This is a genomic window from Exiguobacterium sp. s46, assembly GCF_018618875.1.
Classification (GTDB): Bacteria; Bacillota; Bacilli; order Exiguobacteriales; family Exiguobacteriaceae; genus Exiguobacterium_A; species Exiguobacterium_A abrahamii.
The window spans coordinates 1,383,521-1,402,250 of record NZ_JACSMY010000001.1; the positions used below are offsets into that span (position 1 = coordinate 1,383,521).

At 46.7% G+C, this 18,730-nt stretch carries 19 protein-coding genes and 1 other annotated feature (1 of these 20 only partly in view); all 19 genes read right to left on the minus strand.

Going from position 1 to position 18,730, the window contains the following annotated elements; all coding sequences use genetic code 11:
- Window positions 1-191 (minus strand) — a binding site (T-box leader) (it extends 50 nt beyond the left edge of the window).
- The 19 genes from KNQ08_RS07340 to KNQ08_RS07430 all read right to left on the minus strand — a co-directional run bounded on the left by KNQ08_RS07340 (window position 192) and on the right by KNQ08_RS07430 (window position 18,673).
- Window positions 192-713: a DivIVA domain-containing protein gene (locus tag KNQ08_RS07340; RefSeq protein WP_023468794.1), complete on the minus strand. Its 522-nt coding sequence runs from the start codon at window positions 711-713 to the stop codon at window positions 192-194.
- 25 nt (window positions 714-738) lie between these two features.
- On the minus strand, window positions 739-1,509 hold the full coding sequence (locus KNQ08_RS07345) for a YlmH family RNA-binding protein (RefSeq protein WP_214723655.1): 771 nt from the start codon (window positions 1,507-1,509) through the stop codon (window positions 739-741).
- Complete coding sequence (locus tag KNQ08_RS07350) at window positions 1,506-1,781, minus strand: YggT family protein (RefSeq protein WP_023468796.1); 276 nt, start codon at window positions 1,779-1,781, stop codon at window positions 1,506-1,508. The genes KNQ08_RS07345 and KNQ08_RS07350 overlap by 4 nt, the downstream gene beginning before the upstream one ends.
- Window positions 1,782-1,783: 2 nt before the next feature.
- Window positions 1,784-2,110 carry a cell division protein SepF gene (locus KNQ08_RS07355; RefSeq protein ID WP_231496839.1) on the minus strand — a complete coding sequence of 109 codons (327 nt, stop codon included), beginning with the start codon at window positions 2,108-2,110 and terminating at the stop codon, window positions 1,784-1,786.
- 193 nt (window positions 2,111-2,303) lie between these two features.
- Window positions 2,304-2,975 (minus strand): YggS family pyridoxal phosphate-dependent enzyme, encoded by a 672-nt coding sequence (locus KNQ08_RS07360; RefSeq protein ID WP_149427625.1) that lies wholly within the window; start codon window positions 2,973-2,975, stop codon window positions 2,304-2,306.
- On the minus strand, window positions 2,962-3,738 hold the full coding sequence (pgeF, locus tag KNQ08_RS07365) for a peptidoglycan editing factor PgeF (protein ID WP_047393727.1): 777 nt from the start codon (window positions 3,736-3,738) through the stop codon (window positions 2,962-2,964). Before pgeF ends, KNQ08_RS07360 begins: the two co-directional genes overlap by 14 nt.
- 84 nt (window positions 3,739-3,822) lie before the next feature.
- Window positions 3,823-4,977 carry a cell division protein FtsZ gene (gene ftsZ / locus KNQ08_RS07370; RefSeq protein WP_029342137.1) on the minus strand — a complete coding sequence of 385 codons (1,155 nt, stop codon included), beginning with the start codon at window positions 4,975-4,977 and terminating at the stop codon, window positions 3,823-3,825.
- Between the two features lie 47 nt (window positions 4,978-5,024).
- Window positions 5,025-6,329 (minus strand): cell division protein FtsA, encoded by a 1,305-nt coding sequence (ftsA, locus tag KNQ08_RS07375; RefSeq protein WP_029342138.1) that lies wholly within the window; start codon window positions 6,327-6,329, stop codon window positions 5,025-5,027.
- 229 nt (window positions 6,330-6,558) lie between these two features.
- A complete protein-coding gene (locus tag KNQ08_RS07380) occupies window positions 6,559-7,338 on the minus strand; it encodes a cell division protein FtsQ/DivIB (protein ID WP_050677530.1) in 780 nt (259 codons plus the stop codon).
- Between the two features lie 60 nt (window positions 7,339-7,398).
- A complete protein-coding gene (gene murG, locus KNQ08_RS07385; protein WP_214805185.1) occupies window positions 7,399-8,493 on the minus strand; it encodes an undecaprenyldiphospho-muramoylpentapeptide beta-N-acetylglucosaminyltransferase in 1,095 nt (364 codons plus the stop codon).
- Complete coding sequence (gene murD / locus KNQ08_RS07390; RefSeq protein WP_149427628.1) at window positions 8,490-9,836, minus strand: UDP-N-acetylmuramoyl-L-alanine--D-glutamate ligase; 1,347 nt, start codon at window positions 9,834-9,836, stop codon at window positions 8,490-8,492. The genes murG and murD overlap by 4 nt, the downstream gene beginning before the upstream one ends.
- Before the next feature lie 33 nt (window positions 9,837-9,869).
- The gene (mraY, locus tag KNQ08_RS07395) at window positions 9,870-10,832 is read right to left on the minus strand and encodes a phospho-N-acetylmuramoyl-pentapeptide-transferase (protein WP_050677532.1); all 963 of its coding nucleotides are present in this window, start codon (window positions 10,830-10,832) and stop codon (window positions 9,870-9,872) included.
- A 23-nt stretch (window positions 10,833-10,855) separates the two neighbouring features.
- Window positions 10,856-12,175: a UDP-N-acetylmuramoyl-tripeptide--D-alanyl-D-alanine ligase gene (locus KNQ08_RS07400; RefSeq protein WP_244290044.1), complete on the minus strand. Its 1,320-nt coding sequence runs from the start codon at window positions 12,173-12,175 to the stop codon at window positions 10,856-10,858.
- 108 nt (window positions 12,176-12,283) lie between these two features.
- On the minus strand, window positions 12,284-14,353 hold the full coding sequence (locus KNQ08_RS07405; protein WP_236627099.1) for a penicillin-binding protein: 2,070 nt from the start codon (window positions 14,351-14,353) through the stop codon (window positions 12,284-12,286).
- 65 nt (window positions 14,354-14,418) lie between these two features.
- Window positions 14,419-14,805 (minus strand): cell division protein FtsL, encoded by a 387-nt coding sequence (ftsL, locus tag KNQ08_RS07410; RefSeq protein WP_023468808.1) that lies wholly within the window; start codon window positions 14,803-14,805, stop codon window positions 14,419-14,421.
- 13 nt (window positions 14,806-14,818) lie between these two features.
- A complete protein-coding gene (gene rsmH / locus KNQ08_RS07415) occupies window positions 14,819-15,757 on the minus strand; it encodes a 16S rRNA (cytosine(1402)-N(4))-methyltransferase RsmH (RefSeq protein ID WP_029342146.1) in 939 nt (312 codons plus the stop codon).
- Between the two features lie 161 nt (window positions 15,758-15,918).
- Window positions 15,919-17,481 carry a bacillithiol biosynthesis cysteine-adding enzyme BshC gene (gene bshC / locus KNQ08_RS07420; RefSeq protein ID WP_214805187.1) on the minus strand — a complete coding sequence of 521 codons (1,563 nt, stop codon included), beginning with the start codon at window positions 17,479-17,481 and terminating at the stop codon, window positions 15,919-15,921.
- Between the two features lie 29 nt (window positions 17,482-17,510).
- A complete protein-coding gene (locus KNQ08_RS07425) occupies window positions 17,511-17,867 on the minus strand; it encodes a DUF3397 domain-containing protein (protein ID WP_023468811.1) in 357 nt (118 codons plus the stop codon).
- Window positions 17,864-18,673 (minus strand): ketopantoate reductase family protein, encoded by an 810-nt coding sequence (locus KNQ08_RS07430; protein ID WP_035396708.1) that lies wholly within the window; start codon window positions 18,671-18,673, stop codon window positions 17,864-17,866. Before KNQ08_RS07430 ends, KNQ08_RS07425 begins: the two co-directional genes overlap by 4 nt.
- Between the last annotated feature and the right edge of the window lie 57 nt (window positions 18,674-18,730).

The following is an 18,730-nucleotide window of genomic DNA, read 5'->3' on the forward strand; positions in this document are numbered from 1 at the left end:
CGCCAGTTTGACGACGCAGGACCGCTTAAGAACTCGATAACGGGAGTGAGCCGGCATGACTTACTGTTCAGCGAACGTTCAGTCATGCACTCCAAGGGGATACCCCATCTTTTTCGTTGCTCGGGCTTCCACCATTCCCCGATTCGCTGTCAACCGTCCAAGATGCGACGTGTCCTTGTCATTGATTTTATTTATACGACATCGTCGTCATTATACGCAACTGCTGGAACATCGTCAAGCGCTCCACGAGAAGAGAAATCAAACGCATCCCAGTCATGGCTCGTCAATAATTCCATCTGCGCATCGATCAATACTTTGAATCGATTACGATAGAGTTCGATTTTTTTGCGCATTTGCTCTACTTCGAAGTCCGTCCGTTGTGCCCGGCGTTGCGCCGCATCTTGCAACTGCTCTGCTTCACGTTCTGCTTGCTTTAGGATCAAGCTTGCTTCTTTTGAAGCATTGGCTTTGACTTCTTCAGCCGCTTCCTGTGCGACGATGATCGATTTATTCAATGTTTCTTCCATCGAACTGAAGTAATCGACGCGTGCTTGCATGTTTTGGATGACTTCTTGTTGTTGACGATTCTCACGTAACAACAATTCAAAATCCTTGATGACTTGATCTAGGAATTCGTTCACTTCATCTTCGTCATAGCCGCGAAACTTTCGTGTGAACTCCTTATTATGAATATCGAGTGGCGTTAATGGCATGATGAATTCCTCCTCCGCATTTATCTTATCCTTTTAAAATACCGTATTGTAGCTTGATCCGGTCACGTTTCGTTGATCCGAGGATTGCAATCAACTTGACGCGTCCTGTTCCACGCAAGGAAAGCAAGTCGCCTTCTTCTAGCATGAAGCTCGAATCATCCACTACTTTGTAATTGACCTTACTTTCACCTTGTTTGATGAGCGTCTGTGCTTTTTGACGTGAGAAACCGAGAATTTCACTCACGACCGTATCGAACCGAAGTGAACTGACGAACCCAAGTGTCTCTTCCCACTCTTGATCCTTCACTTTCAAACGGTCTTCCGCCTCAACACGCGAAAGACGAATCTTCGTCTTCCCTGCACGTTCGACGTTTGCTTCGATATAGGTCGCGACTTCGTCCGCGACGGCAAACTGTACTTGATCCTGAATGATGACGTCGCCGAATTTAGATCGTTTCAATCCGACGTTCAATAATGTACCGGTGACTTGACGATGAGAAAGTTCAACGAATTTAGTAGGATAATGAATGCGATAGATGGAAATGTCAAAGTCATCCGCGTTGTATTCATAATAATCTGGTGCGAGGATTGCGCGTTTACGTTCAGCGCCTTCGAAACCGCCCTCAAAAAAGAGGGCGCATTTCGAGCCGACGAGTTCTTGTGTGATTTGTTGTTCACGTGGATCTAGGAAATCCGTTAATTTGAACGTATAGGTCGCTTCCACATGATCGATCCAGTTCAAGACTGAATCGACGAATTCCCGCTCGCTTCCACGATAATGATCGTATACGCTCATACTAAAAAGATTGCTCGGATACCCGATTGAGCCAAGTTCAAGACGAGGAAGGCTACAATCGGTGAGATATCCAGCATGCCCCCGATAGGCGGGATGATACGACGGAAGGGCGCTAGGAATGGCTCGACTAACATCGCGAGCACTTGTCCGAATTTAGAATCACGGGCATTCGGGAACCACGAAAGCAGGATATAAACGATCATGACGTAACTGTAATACTGTAATAACGTACTCAATGTACGACCAATTGCGTACATCACTTGAGAATCCATACTTACCACCCCTTATGATTAATATCATCTTCTCCAAGAAGATTCGAGATGCTACCAGCTAACTCGACGTTGTTCGGAACACAGAGGAGGGTATTCTGACTGATCGTCGTAATCGTTCCATCGAGAGCGAAGACGACACCAGATAAGAAATTGATCATCTGTCGTGATTGATCTTTTGACATACGCTGCATATTGACGATGACAGCACGGTTCTGACGAAGATGTTCCCCGATTTCCTGGGCTTCGTTGAAGACACGTGGTTCACTCAAGATGACTTGCGATTTCGTTTTTTTCGTCGCATGAAGCGGCACGATATTCGATTGTCTCACGCTGTCCTCCTTTTGAGTAACACTTGGGGTAGATTCCTCGTAATACTCTTCATACTCTTGTTGTGAAGCACCTCTACCTTTATTTATTGTAGCATCATTTTCATATTCAAGTTCATCTAAATCGTCGCTGTTGCCGAGAAATAGATTTTGCATTTTTGATTTAAAACCCATATCCATTCTCCCTTCTTCTCGTTTAGGTGTGAACGAGCGTCGTCCCGATTCGGACGAACGTCGCCCCTTCTTCGATGGCGATCTCAAAATCAGACGACATTCCCATAGATAACTCCGTACATGGAGCATACGACAATTTTTTCGCCTTGACCTCTTCTTGCAATGTTTTTAATGACCGGAATACCTCACGGATACGCGTCGTATCTTCCGTTAACGGTGCCATCGTCATCAGTCCGATGACACGAATCGCTGGATACTGACCGATTTCATGTAAGAACGACGGTACATCCTCAGGCGCGATGCCTTGCTTCGATTCTTCTCCAGAAACGTTGACTTGAATGAAACAATCAATGATTCGGTCCGTTCGTTTATTGATCTCTTCCGCCAAATGAAGACGGTCAAGGGAATGCAGCACGTCAATGGCATCGATGATCTGACGAACTTTACGCGTTTGTAGCGTACCGATGAAGTGCCATGTACAGGCGGTTCGTCCGAGCTCTGCCTGTTTTTCGAGCAATCCATCCGGACGATTTTCACCGAGATGGGTCACACCTGCTGCTAATAATTCAGAAGCAACTTGACTTGAGACTGATTTCGTCACGCCAATCAACTGTACCTGCTTTTCTGAAGAACTCTTTTCACTCGCTTGTTGCATTCGTTTCGTAACCTCTTGTACATTATCAAGAATTGACATCCAATGACTCCTTTACGATCAAACTTGCAAAGCGACCACCGTGGTCGCCGTGGCGATAAGAGAAGTAATCTTCCGCCTGACAGTGTGTACATAGACCTGTGTCAAGGACATCACCGACTCCACAACGCTCAGCTAGCGCAGCGTTCGTTTTTTGTAGCGATAACATCGCTTTTCCATCTTCCTTGCGTATGTAAGGAGACTCATCGAGTTCAAGCGCATCGATTGCATCGATGACGGGTTGATCGACTTCGTAACAACAATCACGGATCGATGGACCGATGACCATTTGAATCGATGAACGACTCGCACCCGCACGTTCCATTTGCTTGACTGTTTCCTCGACGATATTGCCGACAGTTCCGCGCCAGCCGGCGTGCGTATTCGCGATGATTCCTGTCGTCGGATCACAGAAGACAAGCGGCACACAGTCAGCGAACAGCATCATCAATAAGACATTTGAATCGGTCGTCACCAATCCATCTGTACCCGGAATCGCTGTTTCGTAATCCAAAGCACCGCGCCCAGAGTCAAGTGTCGTCACCTGTTCGACGTGATTTCCGTGAACTTGCTGTGCCCAAATCGAGTTCTCAAGGGAGAGATCAAGCTGACGTGCGATGACTTGTCGGTTCTGGATGACACCGTCGCGATCATCGTTGACATGTAATCCTAAATTTCCGTTCTCATGAGGGGCTGCGAACTTCGTCGTAAAGGCGGCACGTACGGTACCCGTCGGTGTATCCCATTTGATCCATTGTCCAAACATGTTCATGCCTCCTTTGATTTTAAAAAAAGAGGCGCCGCTTTCGCGACACCTCATCATTTAGCAGTCGTGTCACTGGAACATCGATCAACGATTATTCCGGCGAAGGAATGATGGGATGTCCATCGTTTCTTCGACATCTGGCGCTTTAGCCGGTTCAGGATTCGAGCTGACAGGTGTCTCTTCGACTTGTGGTTTAGACTCCTCAGTTGGTGGTGGAGTCGCTTGTTTTTTCTTCAAGAGGTTTTTCATCATCTCTTGTGCCGATGGGATTTCGAAATCGAGTGGTTCGTTTTCGAATTCCGTCGCGATGACTGTGACGATGATTTCATCTTCTAGGTTATCGTTGATGACAGAACCGAAGATCAAGTTGACTTCCTCATCGGCTGCACTCTGGACGATTTGTGCGGCTTCCGTCACTTCGTACAAGCTGAGGTTCGCACTACCTGTGATGTTCATCAGAACACCTTTTGCGCCTTCGATCGATGTCTCAAGCAACGGACTCGAAATCGCTTTTTTCGCTGCTTCCGTCGCGCGGTGCTCGCCTGTCGCGACACCTACACCCATCAAAGCAGAACCTTTCTCAGTCATGATCGTCTTCACATCGGCGAAGTCGAGGTTGATCAGACCAGGTACGGCGATCAAGTCAGTGATACCCTGTACACCTTGACGCAAGACGTTATCCGCTTCTTTAAACGCTTCAAGCATTGGTGTATTCCGATCGACGATTTCAAGTAATTTGTCGTTCGGAATGACGATTAACGTATCGACTTTTTCTTTGAAGTTCTGGACACCTGAAACAGCATGTTGCATCCGTTTACGTCCTTCGAACATGAATGGTTTTGTGACGACACCGACTGTCAATGCGCCGATCTCTTTTGAAATCTCCGCGATGACAGGAGCTGCTCCTGTACCCGTTCCGCCACCCATTCCCGCTGTGACGAAGACCATGTCAGCACCAGAAAGGATTTCTGTTAATTGCTCACGGCTCTCTTCCGCCGCTTTTTTACCGATTTCCGGATTGGCACCCGCACCGAGACCGCGTGTCAATTTAGCACCGAGTTGTAGTTTTACGTCAGCTTGTGACATGTTCAATGCCTGCGCATCCGTGTTTACTGCGATGAATTCTACGCCTTGGACACCGTGTTCAATCATTCGGTTGACGGCGTTCGAACCGCCACCACCTACACCGATGACCTTGATTTTTGCTACTTGGTCCATCATTTCATCAAAATGCAACATAAAAAGGGCCCCCTAATATTTTTTACTCATTGGATTTTTTGTAGGCATTAACCAAAGAATTTCTCAAAGAAACTGCTGAATGACTTTTTCTCTTTTGGAGGCTGTTCACGTGTCGACCGTTCTTCTCGAACAGGTGTCGCTTGTTCGTTCATGAGCAGTGCATCCTGTTCACGTCCGTGTGCTACGACTTCCTTCTCTTCCGCGCGGTCGAAACCTGATTTCGATACGGCGCTTCGTGACAGTACATAACGTAACATACCAGCTGCGACGGCATACTTCGGATGACGAATACCAAGACTAGCAGGTTGATAGACATTGACGCTCTGCTTGAAGATTCGTTTTCCAAGCTGGTCGATTCCCGGCAGTGAAGAACTTCCGCCACACAAGATTAAACCGCTGTTCATATGAGCGTATCCGGCTTGCGTCATTCGTTTTTGAATCATCTCGAAGATTTCCTCAAGTCGTGCTTCTAACACGAAACCGATTTCTGATTGTGGCTCGAAACGATGTTCCCCGTTGATCGTGACGTAAGAAACTTTCTCTTCCGGATCACCGAGTGCTTCAAGGGCAACACCGTACTCTTCTTTTGCGAGCTTCGCATCTTGATATTTACAATTCATCTTATACGTCAAATCACGTGTCAGATGATCGCCACCGTATGGCAACGTCGTCGAGTAGACGAGATCATTCTTTTCATAGATGGAAAGTGTCGTCGTCTCATGTCCGATGTCGATGATTCCGACACCGAGTTCGAGTTCATCAATCGATGCTGCGATTCTAGATACCGCTAAACTCTCCAGCACATATCCAGCAAGCTCTAAACCAGCCCGTTCAATGGAACGTTTAATGCTATGTAGGATCGTCTTTGCTCCGATGATGAGCTTCCCTGTTACTTCGAGACGATAACCAATCATTCCTCTAGGATCAGTGATCTCCGTTTGCTGATCGACCGTAAACGTCTTCGGTAGAACATCGACGACACTGAGTTCGTTTGGAATTCGCATGACCATCGCAGAATGCAGAACATCTTTCACGTCATCATCTGTGATTTCATTGTCCTCACCTTTGATCGATGTCATCCCCTGGCAATCCTTCACTTGAATGTGTTCGCCAGAAATAGCGACATATACTTCACCAATTGGTTCACCAAGTGTACGTTCCACTTCCGTGACCGCTTGTTTAATGGCATGTACCGTTTGATCGATGTCAACGATGACACCTCGTTTAACACCCGCGGATGGTGCAGAACCTTCAGCAAGAACGTTCAGCGTTCCACCAAGTAGTTCACCGACGATGAGTTTCACCTCCGATGTCCCTATGTCGAGTGCGGCAATCGTACCTTTCGTTTCCATGGGAGTGACACCTCCACTTTCATAATACTAATCCTTTTTATTCCTAATTATATTCTAGGAACAGGACAGGCTTCTTCTCGTTTAAGTCTACACTATATAAATACTTACGAAAAGAAGTTATTGCCCGTCTTAGCGTTCGAATAGATTACGATTTGATGACGATTCGAACAACGGTCGACGAATGAAAACACACGTTTGTTTTTTTGTTCGTCAACCCTTTACGAATCTTCTATTTTTTCCCTTTATATGGTTTGAAATAGATACCGCCATCAATTGTAATTGTTCCCGTCTTTCCTTTCGGTAAGGCAGAAATGACCTTCACGTATTCATTCAAGGAATTTGAAAAGGCAGACGTACTGAGTAATACCGTATTCCCATCCGTCATGAATAACTTCAGACCGCCTTTGTCCGTCTTATCGTTTGCGACGATCTCGGAAATCCGGCTTCGTACTTTCGGCTCGATTTTAACAAGTTCCTTCGTCAATCGATTTAATGACTGATCCGTGAATCCTGTCAAGATCGGAGCATCGAATAGTTCTTCCTTCGACTTTCCAGGAATGATCGTCCCGTCCGCAAGCACGATCCGGTCTCCCGGTTTATCCTTCGCGTAAGCAATCTCTTTCTCTTCCGTCACCGTCACGCGATATTGATGCAAAAACTGTTTTTGCATCGTCGCTTCTTGAATACCCGGAACCTTCTCGATTCGCTCAAGAACGTCTTCTTCCGATACATTAAAGGCGTGTGTTTCCTTCACCTTAATCCCGGACGCTTGCAAGATATCAGCAGACTTCACATTGACATTACCCTCGATATCAAATTGAGCAACCCGAGAATAACTCGATTGTAGATAAAAGACGACACCGACCAATAGACCAATCAGAATCAGGACATAAATGAGTCTTCGGTTGGCTTTTTTGCGACGTTGTTCACGGATATAAGGTATCTTATCCTCGAGGCTACGGACGTTCTCGTCCTCTTGTGGTCGTCCGACCGCTCTCCGTTCCCTCACGTCTCATTCCCCCTCTATACGTAACAGTTCATTTCCCTATCGGTCTTTTCCTGCAATAGTTTAGTTTTTTTGTGCCGTCAATCGTAACAATTCATCAACCAAGTCCCGTGAAGCGTTCGGCATACCGAGCGCAAGCGCCGCTTCAGACATCGTTTGTTGTTGTGCTAACGCTTTTTCACATGCCTCAAACAACCGATCACCTGTCAGTTCCTGTTCACGAATCAATAGACTCGCACCTGTCTCGACGAGCGATGAGGCATTGACCTCTTGATGATTTTCCGTCACGTAAGGACTTGGGATGAGCACACTCGGTAAGCCGAGTGTCGTCAGCTCTGCAAGCGTACTTGCTCCCGAACGCGAAATGACGAGTTGGCTGGCTTTTAAGATATTCGGTAAATCATATACGAATGGACGAAGTTGAATGCGTTCTGGTACGGAACCGACGCGTGACACAATCGTATCGTAATGAATTTGACCCGTAACGAAGAGGAGCGACCAGCCTGCTTGCTCGACCTTTGGCATCATATCGACGACTGCTTCGTTGATTGCGGGTGCGCCACGACTACCGCCATAGATGACGATGAGAGGGCGTCCTTCCTCAAAACCGAAACGTTGTCGCTCTTCAAGCGGATTGATGTTGAGCTCTGCCACTTCAGAAGCACGCGGATTTCCAATTAAAACCGTCTTCGCTTCATTCTTACCGAAGTGATGTCCAGACCCTTTAAAAGAGAGTGCAACCCGGTCCACATACCGAGCTAAGAATTTATTCGTGATACCAGGTAAACTGTTTTGTTCATGAACGAGTGTCTTGAAACCCATTTTTGCAGCCGTATACAATACCGGTCCACAAACGAATCCACCTGTACCGACGACGATATCCGGTTGGAACTGACGCAGTAGTCGACGAACACGCCGGACGCTCTTGACGAACCGGATACCGGTCTTGACGTTTTCGAACGACAAGGAACGACGGATGCCAGAAATCTCAATCGATTCAAATGGGATTCCCGCGCGACGGACGATATCCGCCTCGAGACCATTTTCTGTTCCGATATAGAGGACCTCACACGGCATGCGTTTTTCGAGCTCCCGGATCATAGCGAGTGCCGGATAAATGTGACCGCCTGTACCGCCTCCAGAGACGACGATTTTCATACTGTTGTTCCTCCTACTTCATGTACGGCACGAACGAAATGATCGCCGCGCTCTTCATATGTCTTGTATTGATCCCAACTTGCAGATGCTGGTGACAGAAGAATGATGTCGCCGGGTTGTGACACTTCAAACGCGACTTTCACCGCTTCATCCATCGCCTCAACAACGGTCGACGTATAGCCATTTTCTGACGCAAGCGTTCCGAATCGATGACCCGTCTCACCAAGTCCGATGACGTGTTTGACGTGCTTCATTGAATCGAGTAACGGTGTCAAATCCGCTCCACGCTCGAGTCCGCCACATAACCAGATGATAGGTGCCGTAAATCCGGACAACGCCGCTTCTGTTGCAACATTATTCGTCGCTTTTGAGTCGTTGTAAACTTTTCGACCAGCAATTTCACCGACGAACTGTGTCCGGTGCTCTACACCACCAAACGTCCGTAGAACGTGTTGAACGTCAGATAATGCTAAGTTAAACGGTTCGACGAGTGTTAAGGCTGCGAGAACGTTCTCGACATTATGCCCACCACCGAGAGCCAGTTCATCAACAGGTAAGATACTCGTCCCATTGATTGTCAACGTATCGTTCATGACTTCTGCGTACGCCGATTGACGACGAGAGAACAAGAGTGGCGTTACTTCAGCAGTCTTTCCGAGCGCATTAACGGACGTATCATCGGCATTCAAGACAAGACGATCCGTTTCTTTCATGTTCTTAAAGATCCGGGCTTTCGCTTCGCCATACGATTCAAAATCACCATGATAATCCAGATGCGCCGGTGATAAATTCAAAAACGCTGCCGTGTATGGTCGGAACTGCTCGATCCCCATCAATTGAAAACTTGATAATTCAATGACGATGATATCGTCCTGTTTCGCCTGACATGCGATTTCAATTGCCGGGAATCCAATGTTTCCTGCCAAATGTACACGCCGCGTACCGGTTTTCAACAATTCATGGACAAGCGTCGTCGTCGTCGTTTTCCCGTTCGATCCTGTGATGGCAATCCACGTCGCATCGGTTGCTTGATACGCCAGTTCTACCTCTGTCCAAACCGGAATATCGCGTCGCAAGGCTTCTTGTAGCAGATCAATGTGATACGGAATTCCTGGATTCTTGACGATCAAATCGATGTCGTCGAGTAGTGTGAGCGGGTGCTCACCGTAGACCGTCTTAACGTCGAGCGATGCAAGCGTCGCTTGATCACTCTCGGACGGCGTTTTCCCGTCATTGACCGTTACCTCTGCACCAACACTCGCTAAATACCGAGCTGCTGCGATTCCACTTTTCGCCGTTCCGAGAACGAGCACTTTTTGATCATTCCATTGTCGTTGTTCCATTGTTGAATCGCTCACTTTCTCTCTTCTTTTTTATTACACGAATAGATAGGCGATGAATGCCATCAAACAGCTGATTCCTGCGAATGTACCGACGATCCGCCATTCGCTCCAACCGACCATTTCGAAGTGATGGTGAATTGGGCTCATTTTGAAAATCCGTTTCCCTGTCGTCTTAAAGGAGATGACTTGTAGAATGACGGATAATGTCTCGACAACGAACACGATACCGATTAAGACGAGTAGTAATTCCAGTTTTAAGACAATCGATAGACCTGCTAGTGCAGCACCGAGTGCAAGTGAACCTGTATCTCCCATGAAGATCTTCGCTGGGTGCGCATTGAATAACAAGAATCCGATCAATGCACCGACTGCTGAGAAAGCAAAACAAGCAGCGCCTACTTCATCCGCGATAAACCAACTGTATAATCCGAAGAACAAGAATGTTGGAATCGCTGTGAATGATACGAGACCGTCCAATCCATCCGTCAAGTTGACTGCATTTGAGAAGCCAACTAACCAGAACAAGGCAACAAATGGATAGACGATACCGAAATCAAGCTCAAAATCGGTAAATGGAATCGATAGATACGTCGCATCACTCGTGAATCCACCGCTCAACCAGACGAATAACAATCCGACGACGATTTGTCCAATTAATTTTTGTTTCGAATTCAGACCAAGGTTACGTTTCTTGACGACTTTGATGTAATCATCAATGAAGCCGATGACGCCATAAGCAAGTGTTAAAAACAGTAACGATAATTGTGTCGTCGATAGATCGCCCATGACGACTGCACCGAGAACGCTGACGATCATCGCGACAAGAATGACGATTCCACCCATCGTCGGTGTTCCGGATTTGACCTGATGCCATTGCGGTCCTTCTTCCCGAATTTCCTGACCGAACTTCAATTGGTGTAGAAATGGAATCGCCTTTGGCATGACGAGTAGTACAACAAGAAATGCAAGAATAAGACTGATGAATAATGTGATCATAGCAGACACCCTTTTTTCAAAAATTAGTTTTCGTTCAGATAGGTTAATATCCGTTCAAGCGCCATCCCACGTGACGCTTTCAATAAAACGATTGTTCGTTCTCCGAGCAATGGACGCAATCGTTTTGCAGCATCCTCGACGGTTGTCGCGAATTGGATTTGAACAGACGGGTCGCTGATTCCTTCAGCAATCCACGCGCCTTTCTCCCCTACTAGGATAGCATGCGAGACAGGTAACGCAATCCGCTTTCCGACCGAGGCATGTAATAAGCGTTCTTGGTCCCCTAATTCATACATATCGCCGAGGACGAGAACGCGTGTCGTATACCCTTCCAGCGCAGTGACCGTCTCAATCGCTGCATTCATTGATGTCGGACTCGCGTTATACGCATCATTGATGACCGCAGTCTCTTCAAAGAGTAATCGTTCCATCCGCATCGGTGTCAATTCAACCGCATCGAACCCTTCTTGAATCCGGGCGTCCGTCACGCCAAGTGCACGTGCTGTCGCAATTGCATATGCTGCATTTCGGACTTGGTGTTTCCCTAGCACTGGTAGGTGAAAAGCGGTGCCATCGTAAGTAAAGGTCGTTCCAAAGAACGTTGCTTCCTTCGTTTCGATCCGGTACGTATTTCCGATTTGATAGCCGATCTTCTCCGCTTCGACTTCTGCGAGAAGTGGTTCGTCACCATCAACGAATAAATGACCACCTGGTTTGAGTCCGGATTGAATCTCAAGCTTCGCTTTGGCGATGCCACTGCGTCCACCGACTTGCTCCGCATGCGATTCGCCGATGTTCGTGACGAGTGCGATATCTGGCTCAGCTAGATTCGATAGGAATTCAATATCGCCAAACCCGTTCATTCCCATCTCAAGCACAGCGACTTCCGTATCAGCTGGCATCATGAGAATCGTTAATGGCATTCCGATATCCGAATTGAAGTTTCCTTGTGTCTTATGTGTCTTAAACGTCGTCTTGAGTACGCTCTCGACCATGTCCTTCGTCGATGTCTTCCCATTTGATCCAGTGATGGCGACAATTTTCGGCGCAATCTGCATTAAGTATCGTTTTGCGATTTGTTGCAGGGCAACCAATGGTTCATCGACTTCCAAGAAAACGATATCGATGTCTGGTCGATCAATGCCTTTCTTCCATAAGGTGACGATCGCTCCTTGGTTTTTTGCACCTTCAAGGAATCGATGACCATCGACGCGTGCTCCCTGAATCGGAACATAGAGACCGTCTTCCAGTTGTGCGCGTGAATCCGTTGCAAAATGACGAACGATACGATCATCTTTGACATCGAGATGCAACCATTCAGCGAGTTGCGTAATTGTTAACATGATATATACCTCCATTCGATGACAGCAAAAGAGGACGAATGCAAAAGTCAACGAATGACTCCTGTTCGTCCTCGTCTTCCTGTAGAAATCAGGAAACTTGCTCTACCGTTACTCTTTAGGTTCAGCTAGTTCGACCGTCAACTTTCCATTTTCCTTCACTAGTGTACCAGTTCGAGCCGATTGTTTGGTTACAAAACCTTTACCGATGACGTCGAGCTTCAAATCATATAAGCTGACAAGCTTTTTGACATCTCGTTGCGACCAACCGGTCAAATCCGGCATCTTGAACGTATTTGATGTTTTCAGCAAGACACGTTCTCCGCTGACGAATTCCTGTCCACGGGATGGAATCTGTGAAACGACTTCAGCACCATCGCCTAGGATGATCGCAACTGCCTCTTGTTCTTTTGCTAAATCAGTCGCTTGTCGAGCACTCTTCTTGATATAACTTGGCGTGATCTTCGCTTTGACATCCACCGAATCCTTTTGCGTTTCCGGTTGGATACTACGATACTGTAGTGCCGTATTCATGACACTTTTGAACACAGGACTCATGATGAGCGGACCAGAAACAGATGATTCGTTTTTCGATGGACGATCTACCGCGATGTACATGATCAATTCCGGATCATCTTTGGGGGCCATACCGATAAACGAGTGAATGAATTGTCCTTGAATATACTTTCCATTCTCAGAAATCTGAGCCGTTCCGGTCTTCCCAATGACCCGGTAATCTTTCAACTTATACATTTGACCTGTACCAAGCTTACTATTGACGACACCGTCGAGTGCTTCGCGTGTTGCTTTTGCCGCTTCAGCGGAGATCGGTTTACCGACGACCTCTGTTTTCGCTCGGTATGGTGCCTTATCCGTATGATCCGCTTTTTGGATGATATGCGGTTTGACCATCTCGCCGTCTCCAGCGATCGCTGTCGCTCCTTGAAGCAATTGCATCGGCGTGACCGCAGTCGATTGCCCCCATGAGGTGATGAGCGCATTCAACGGTTTAGACAAGTCGGATTGACTATTTACTTCTCCCGAGATGTCTATACCCGTTCGTTGGTCAAAATGAAACTTCTTAAAATAATCTTTATACCGTTCGATCCCAAGTTTTTCTGCTGTCAACTTCGAGAACATGACGTTTGAGGAGTGATAGACCCCTTCAATCATCGGAATGGTTCCCCAACCGACATCGTTATAATCCTTGATGACCGTTCCTTTGTAGTTATAACTACCCGATTTATACATCTCATTCGGACGGAAGACTCCCGCATCAATCGCCGCTGCGAGCGTAAAGATTTTCATCGTTGAACCTGGCTCGAATCGTGACGAGACGGCAAAATTCGTGAAATCTTTCATATCACGTAAATTCGGGTTGAACGATGGGCGATCCGCCATAGCGAGGATTTCACCAGTCTTCGCATCCATGACGATACCTGTCGCATTTTTCGGTTTGTACGTGTTGTACATTTTTTGCATCTCTTTTTCAAGCGACTGTTGGATTCGATGATCGATCGTCAAATAGAGATTCGATCCATCCTTCGGTTCGTTCGAGACACGTGACGCACCTTGAATCAGCGGATTACCGCTACGATCCTTTTCAAAGACACGGGCTCCGTAAGATTCACTTAAAGCATTATCATACTGCTTCTCGATTCCCATCTGACCTTGTAAAGCGACCCGACCATTTTCCTCGGTGATCTTTTGAACGAACCCCAGTGTATCAGACAAGAAGATGCCGTTCGGATAGTATCGTTTCGGCTCTTCAATCATCCGGATGCCAGGAAGCTTCAGATTGTCGATCTTCTCTTTTTGATCAAGCGTCAAATCATTTCCTTTTTTTCCGAATTCAATTTGAGAACGGTCTTTGTTTTCAATCAGATAGGTCTCCAGTTCCTTCGTCGTCATCCCAAGAATCGGCGCAAGACCTTCAGCCGTCTTTTTAAAGTCGACGATCGTCTCATCTGGATCTTTGACACCACCAAGTCGATAAACGCCAATCAGATGATAGGATGGAATATTGATCGCAATCGGGGAACCGAGACGGTCGAAAATCTCGCCACGTTCTGCTCCAAGCGTTTCTTGAGACTCCCATCGTTTCTTTTCCGCATATGCAATCATATCTTCACCGTGGAACTGTTTTGTCGTTGCTAAATACAAAAATCGGCCAATGAACACAAAAAAGAGAGTAGCAAATATCACCATGATAAAGGCTACTCTCCAACGGGATTTTTTCAGTGGATTCATTTAGGAATCACCTTGATGTTCCCTTTACGCATATCAAGACCCTGTTCTTTTGCAATCTTATAAATCCGTTCCGGAGAGCTTAAGTTCGTGACCTCTAGTTGTAAACGTTCGTTTTCTTTTTTGAGTGATTGTGTGACTTGGTTCTCTTTCGCTAAATCACGGCTCACATTATACGCTTCGTTATGCGTACTGATCGTCAAACTCCCAAATAACACAAGACCACCAATCATCGCGCTGTATAAGAATTTTTCAAAGGGATACAAGCGATACTTCGGACGGACGGCGACGCGACGCGCGATATCTTCCGTCTTTCGTGGTTCCTGAACAGGTTGTTGACGAACGGGTTGAACCGTTTGGACCGATTTACGAAGTGGTTCTGCCATTGGAATGCTCCTCTCAAGTTTCTTTCATTTTTTCAGCAACTCGTAATTTTGCCGATCGGGCGCGACGGTTATCATCGAGCTCTTCAACACCAGCCGTAATCGGCTTGCGTGTGACGAGTCGGAGTTCCGGCTCCATTTCGACGGGAATCATCGGTAACCCCGGTGGAAGCTCGGGTAGTGATGATTTTTCTTTGATTGCTTGTTTACACATGCGATCTTCAAGTGAATGGAACGTAATGACACATAGACGTCCACCGACCCGTAATAAATCAATGGCTTGGTGTACTGCACGGTCAAAGACATTCAGTTCATCATTGACGGCGATCCGGATTGCTTGGAATGTCCGTTTCGCAGGGTGACCACCTTTACGTCGTGCTGGTGCCGGAATCGCATCCTTGATCAATTCGACGAGTTCGAACGTCGTCTCGATCGGTCGCTCTTCCCGCGCTTTTTCGATTTTGCGCGCAATCTGTTTCGAGAATTTCTCTTCCCCGTATGTAAAGAAGATACGTACGAGATCATTGTACGGCCACTCATTGACGACTTCGTAAGCAGAAAGTGGAGAAGATTGATCCATGCGCATGTCGAGACGTGCGTCGTGATTGTAACTAAATCCTCGTTCCCCTTCGTCTAATTGTGGTGAAGAGACACCGAGATCGAATAAGATGCCGTCCACTTTCTCGACGCCATGTGCTGCTAATTGCTCTTTCAGATAAGCAAAATTACTCTTTATTAAAGTAAAGCGACCTTCATACGCCGCGAGACGTTCTGCTGCATGAGCGAGGGCGACATCATCTTGATCAAATGCGTATAGATGACCTGTCGTCAATTGCTTGACGATCTCTTCGCTGTGTCCTGCTCCACCTAATGTACAATCGACGTAAATACCGTCGGGTTTAATCGCGAGTCCTTCGATCGACTCCCATTTCAATACTGTTTCATGCTCAAACATGTCCTGCCTCACCTTTCACTGTCCTTGAAGGACGTTACTCTTTTTCAATGTATCACATTCTCTCGTGAAAACGTTACGAAAATGAGACAGTTTCCTTGATTTATTTAACTTTTGTGTAATTTTCGCTAAAAAAGAGAAAAAACCTGCTAGTTTCAGCAGGTTTAAAGGAAAATCTTCAGTTGATCACTCGCATTTGCTTCATAGGCTGTTCTTAAGTCCCGAACAAAATCAAGACCATGGTAATTCAACCACGGGAGGACAGAATGAATCCGCTCTTGCAGCGCTCCATCAGGAAGAAGATGATAAGCGGTCTCTTTATATTGCCGTGTTTGTCGATCGAACCGACGTCGATCTTCTGCCAGTAGACTAGCGACTGCTTGATCGAGCTGTCTCTTGACCTTCTCACTCTTACTCGATGTCCGCAGTAGATTCTGTTCGAGCGAAAGGAATTCGGAGACGAAACTGTCTTTTAACATTGCTGCCGTCTGCATACGTCCTGTCATTTTCTCTTCTGAATAAACCGGAATCGGAACGCCTGATCGGACGATTTCTTCGAGCGACACCTCGAGTTTAGCAAGACGTTTTTCATCGCTACGACGCACGAGTAACCCACCCATGCGGGGAATCAATAACGGCATCGTCCAATTCAGATGATGAAAGAGCGGTCGTAAGCGTGTCCAGTATGCTAACTCCCCCGGACCCCCGATATAGGCAAGCGTCGGGAACAGGTAATCCTGCATCAATGGACGTGTGACGACACTGTTGGAGAAACGTTCCGGACTGGCGTACAGCAACGCGATCAATTCAAGCTCCGTATATTGCTTTCCTTGTTTCGTTTCGAATCCGTCTGCTGTCGGATACAGTAACTGACGACCGTGATCATCGACGAAAAGATGCGCCGCTTCCTCGTTCAAGAATGTATCCGGTAACTCTTGCGTCTGTGAAATACCATCCGTCAATGCTCGTCTAAATTCCGCATTGTCTTGAATCAACCGTTCAAAGAACGGAATCTCGAGTTCACGGACAGAATGTGTATCCGCATCAAAGAAGACAACATCAAAATCGATCAATTCACCGATCAATTGTGAGAAAAACATCCCATACGATGTACACGCTTCAACGAGTTGCTTCAGGCGCGCAACTAATTGTTTCGTATGAACCGTTTCTGGCATTGCTCGGAATGTCTCTTCGATGATTTCAAGAAGTGCTGCTTGATCAAAAGAGAGCCGACTGACCGAACGGGCAATCGATTCTGAAGGTGTGACAGCGATTTTACGCGTTTGATAATCCGCTGTCGGAACGTAAACATGGTTAATCTCATCAAAATCGTGATCTTCGGTCGCGAGCCAAAAAATCGGAACGACAGGCCGCCCAAGTGTCGTTTCCGCCTGCTGCGCGACCTTCAGACAGGTCAACAATTTATAGATCGCATATAATGGTCCGCCAAAGATACCCGTTTGTTGCCCTGTAATGACAACTTGAGCTTCACCCGTACGAAGCTTCGCGACACGTTCCCGCAAACGCTCCGTCATGTTCGGATTTTGGCGTTCGAGTTCGTCTGTCAGTGCCGCAAGATGCGGGTAGTGACGTTCTTCAAGCAAACGGCTCCTCGACGCTAAACCACTCTCTCCAAGGTGGTCGACATATGTTAAGAATTCTTCTCGTGAAGCACGATGCATCAACGAGTTATCATCGTATAAGGCTTCAAATGGTTGTACCTTCAAACAAAATCCCTTCTTTCTTACCTAACTGGTCAGCTGATGAACAGTTGACGAATACCGAGTACGAACAGTATGAAATGGACGGGTAATGCCAGCAAGATGATGATCCGCCAACTGTGGCGAATCATTTGTCTCAAATCAACATCAAGTTGACGAATTCGTTGCCAGAGTGCATTCAACGCAAACACCAACAACACGACGATGACGATCCACCCTAAGTAATTTGTTCCGGTCAAGGCAATCAATGCAACATGAATCGCATACAGAACGATGAATGTTCCAAAGTCGAGTGCAAATCGAACAGCCTTCCCATGTTTCCGAAATAGAAGTAGAAAGACGAGATACAACGCAATCAGGCTGAATAAAGGAAAAATGATGAAGACTGTCACTGCGGACCCTCCCTCTGTTTGATCTGTTCATAATAAAAAGATAAACGTGGCGTCGCAGTCGTCGCCTGACGTAATGCGTATCCAAGTATCGGTTCTACTTCCGTTCGTCGTCCATACTCAAGATCTCGTAACATGGAAGAACGATTTTTGCTCGTATTCTTCATGATCCGCTCGATTTCGGAATAAGTAATGTCATGGTGCGGGAAAATCGTCCGCATTTCGTCAAATAATTGACGGGCTTCTTCTCGATAAGGCATCTCTAATAAGGATCCATTCTCAACACCGTAATAAGCCGTCACTGGATTGATGACGACGTTGATGAACAGCTTCGTCAATAAAACGGCTTCCATATCTGACTCAAGTTCAAAGCACAGCTGCTTTGACGACAAGTTCACTACCTCTTGATTTCCGTAGCGGATGCGTCCTTTTCCAGTATGCTGGACTTCAAACGGTGCAGTGCGCATGGCACCATGTTCGACGACACCAAATAAGACATGCGGCAATTGCTCTTTCCATTTCAAATGATCCATTCCATTTTGCAGGAACATGACGGGACACGTCAGCCGTTTAAGGAATGGAATCACACTTTTTATATCATACGACTTTGTCGCGACAAACACCAAGTCTTCTGACTCGAGCCGATCAATCTTCCGGATCCGTACGAGACGACTCGCTTGTCCATCGCGAATGATTGGTCGTTCCTCATCTTGTTCTTGTCGCACATAAAGCGTGACTGCATGATCTTCCGATAAATAAGAGGCAAGCAATAACCCGATGGCACCCGCGCCAATGATTCCAACATTCATCTATTCATATCCCCTTTCATGAAAAAAGCGACCTTAAAACCGATTTCTCGATTCGAA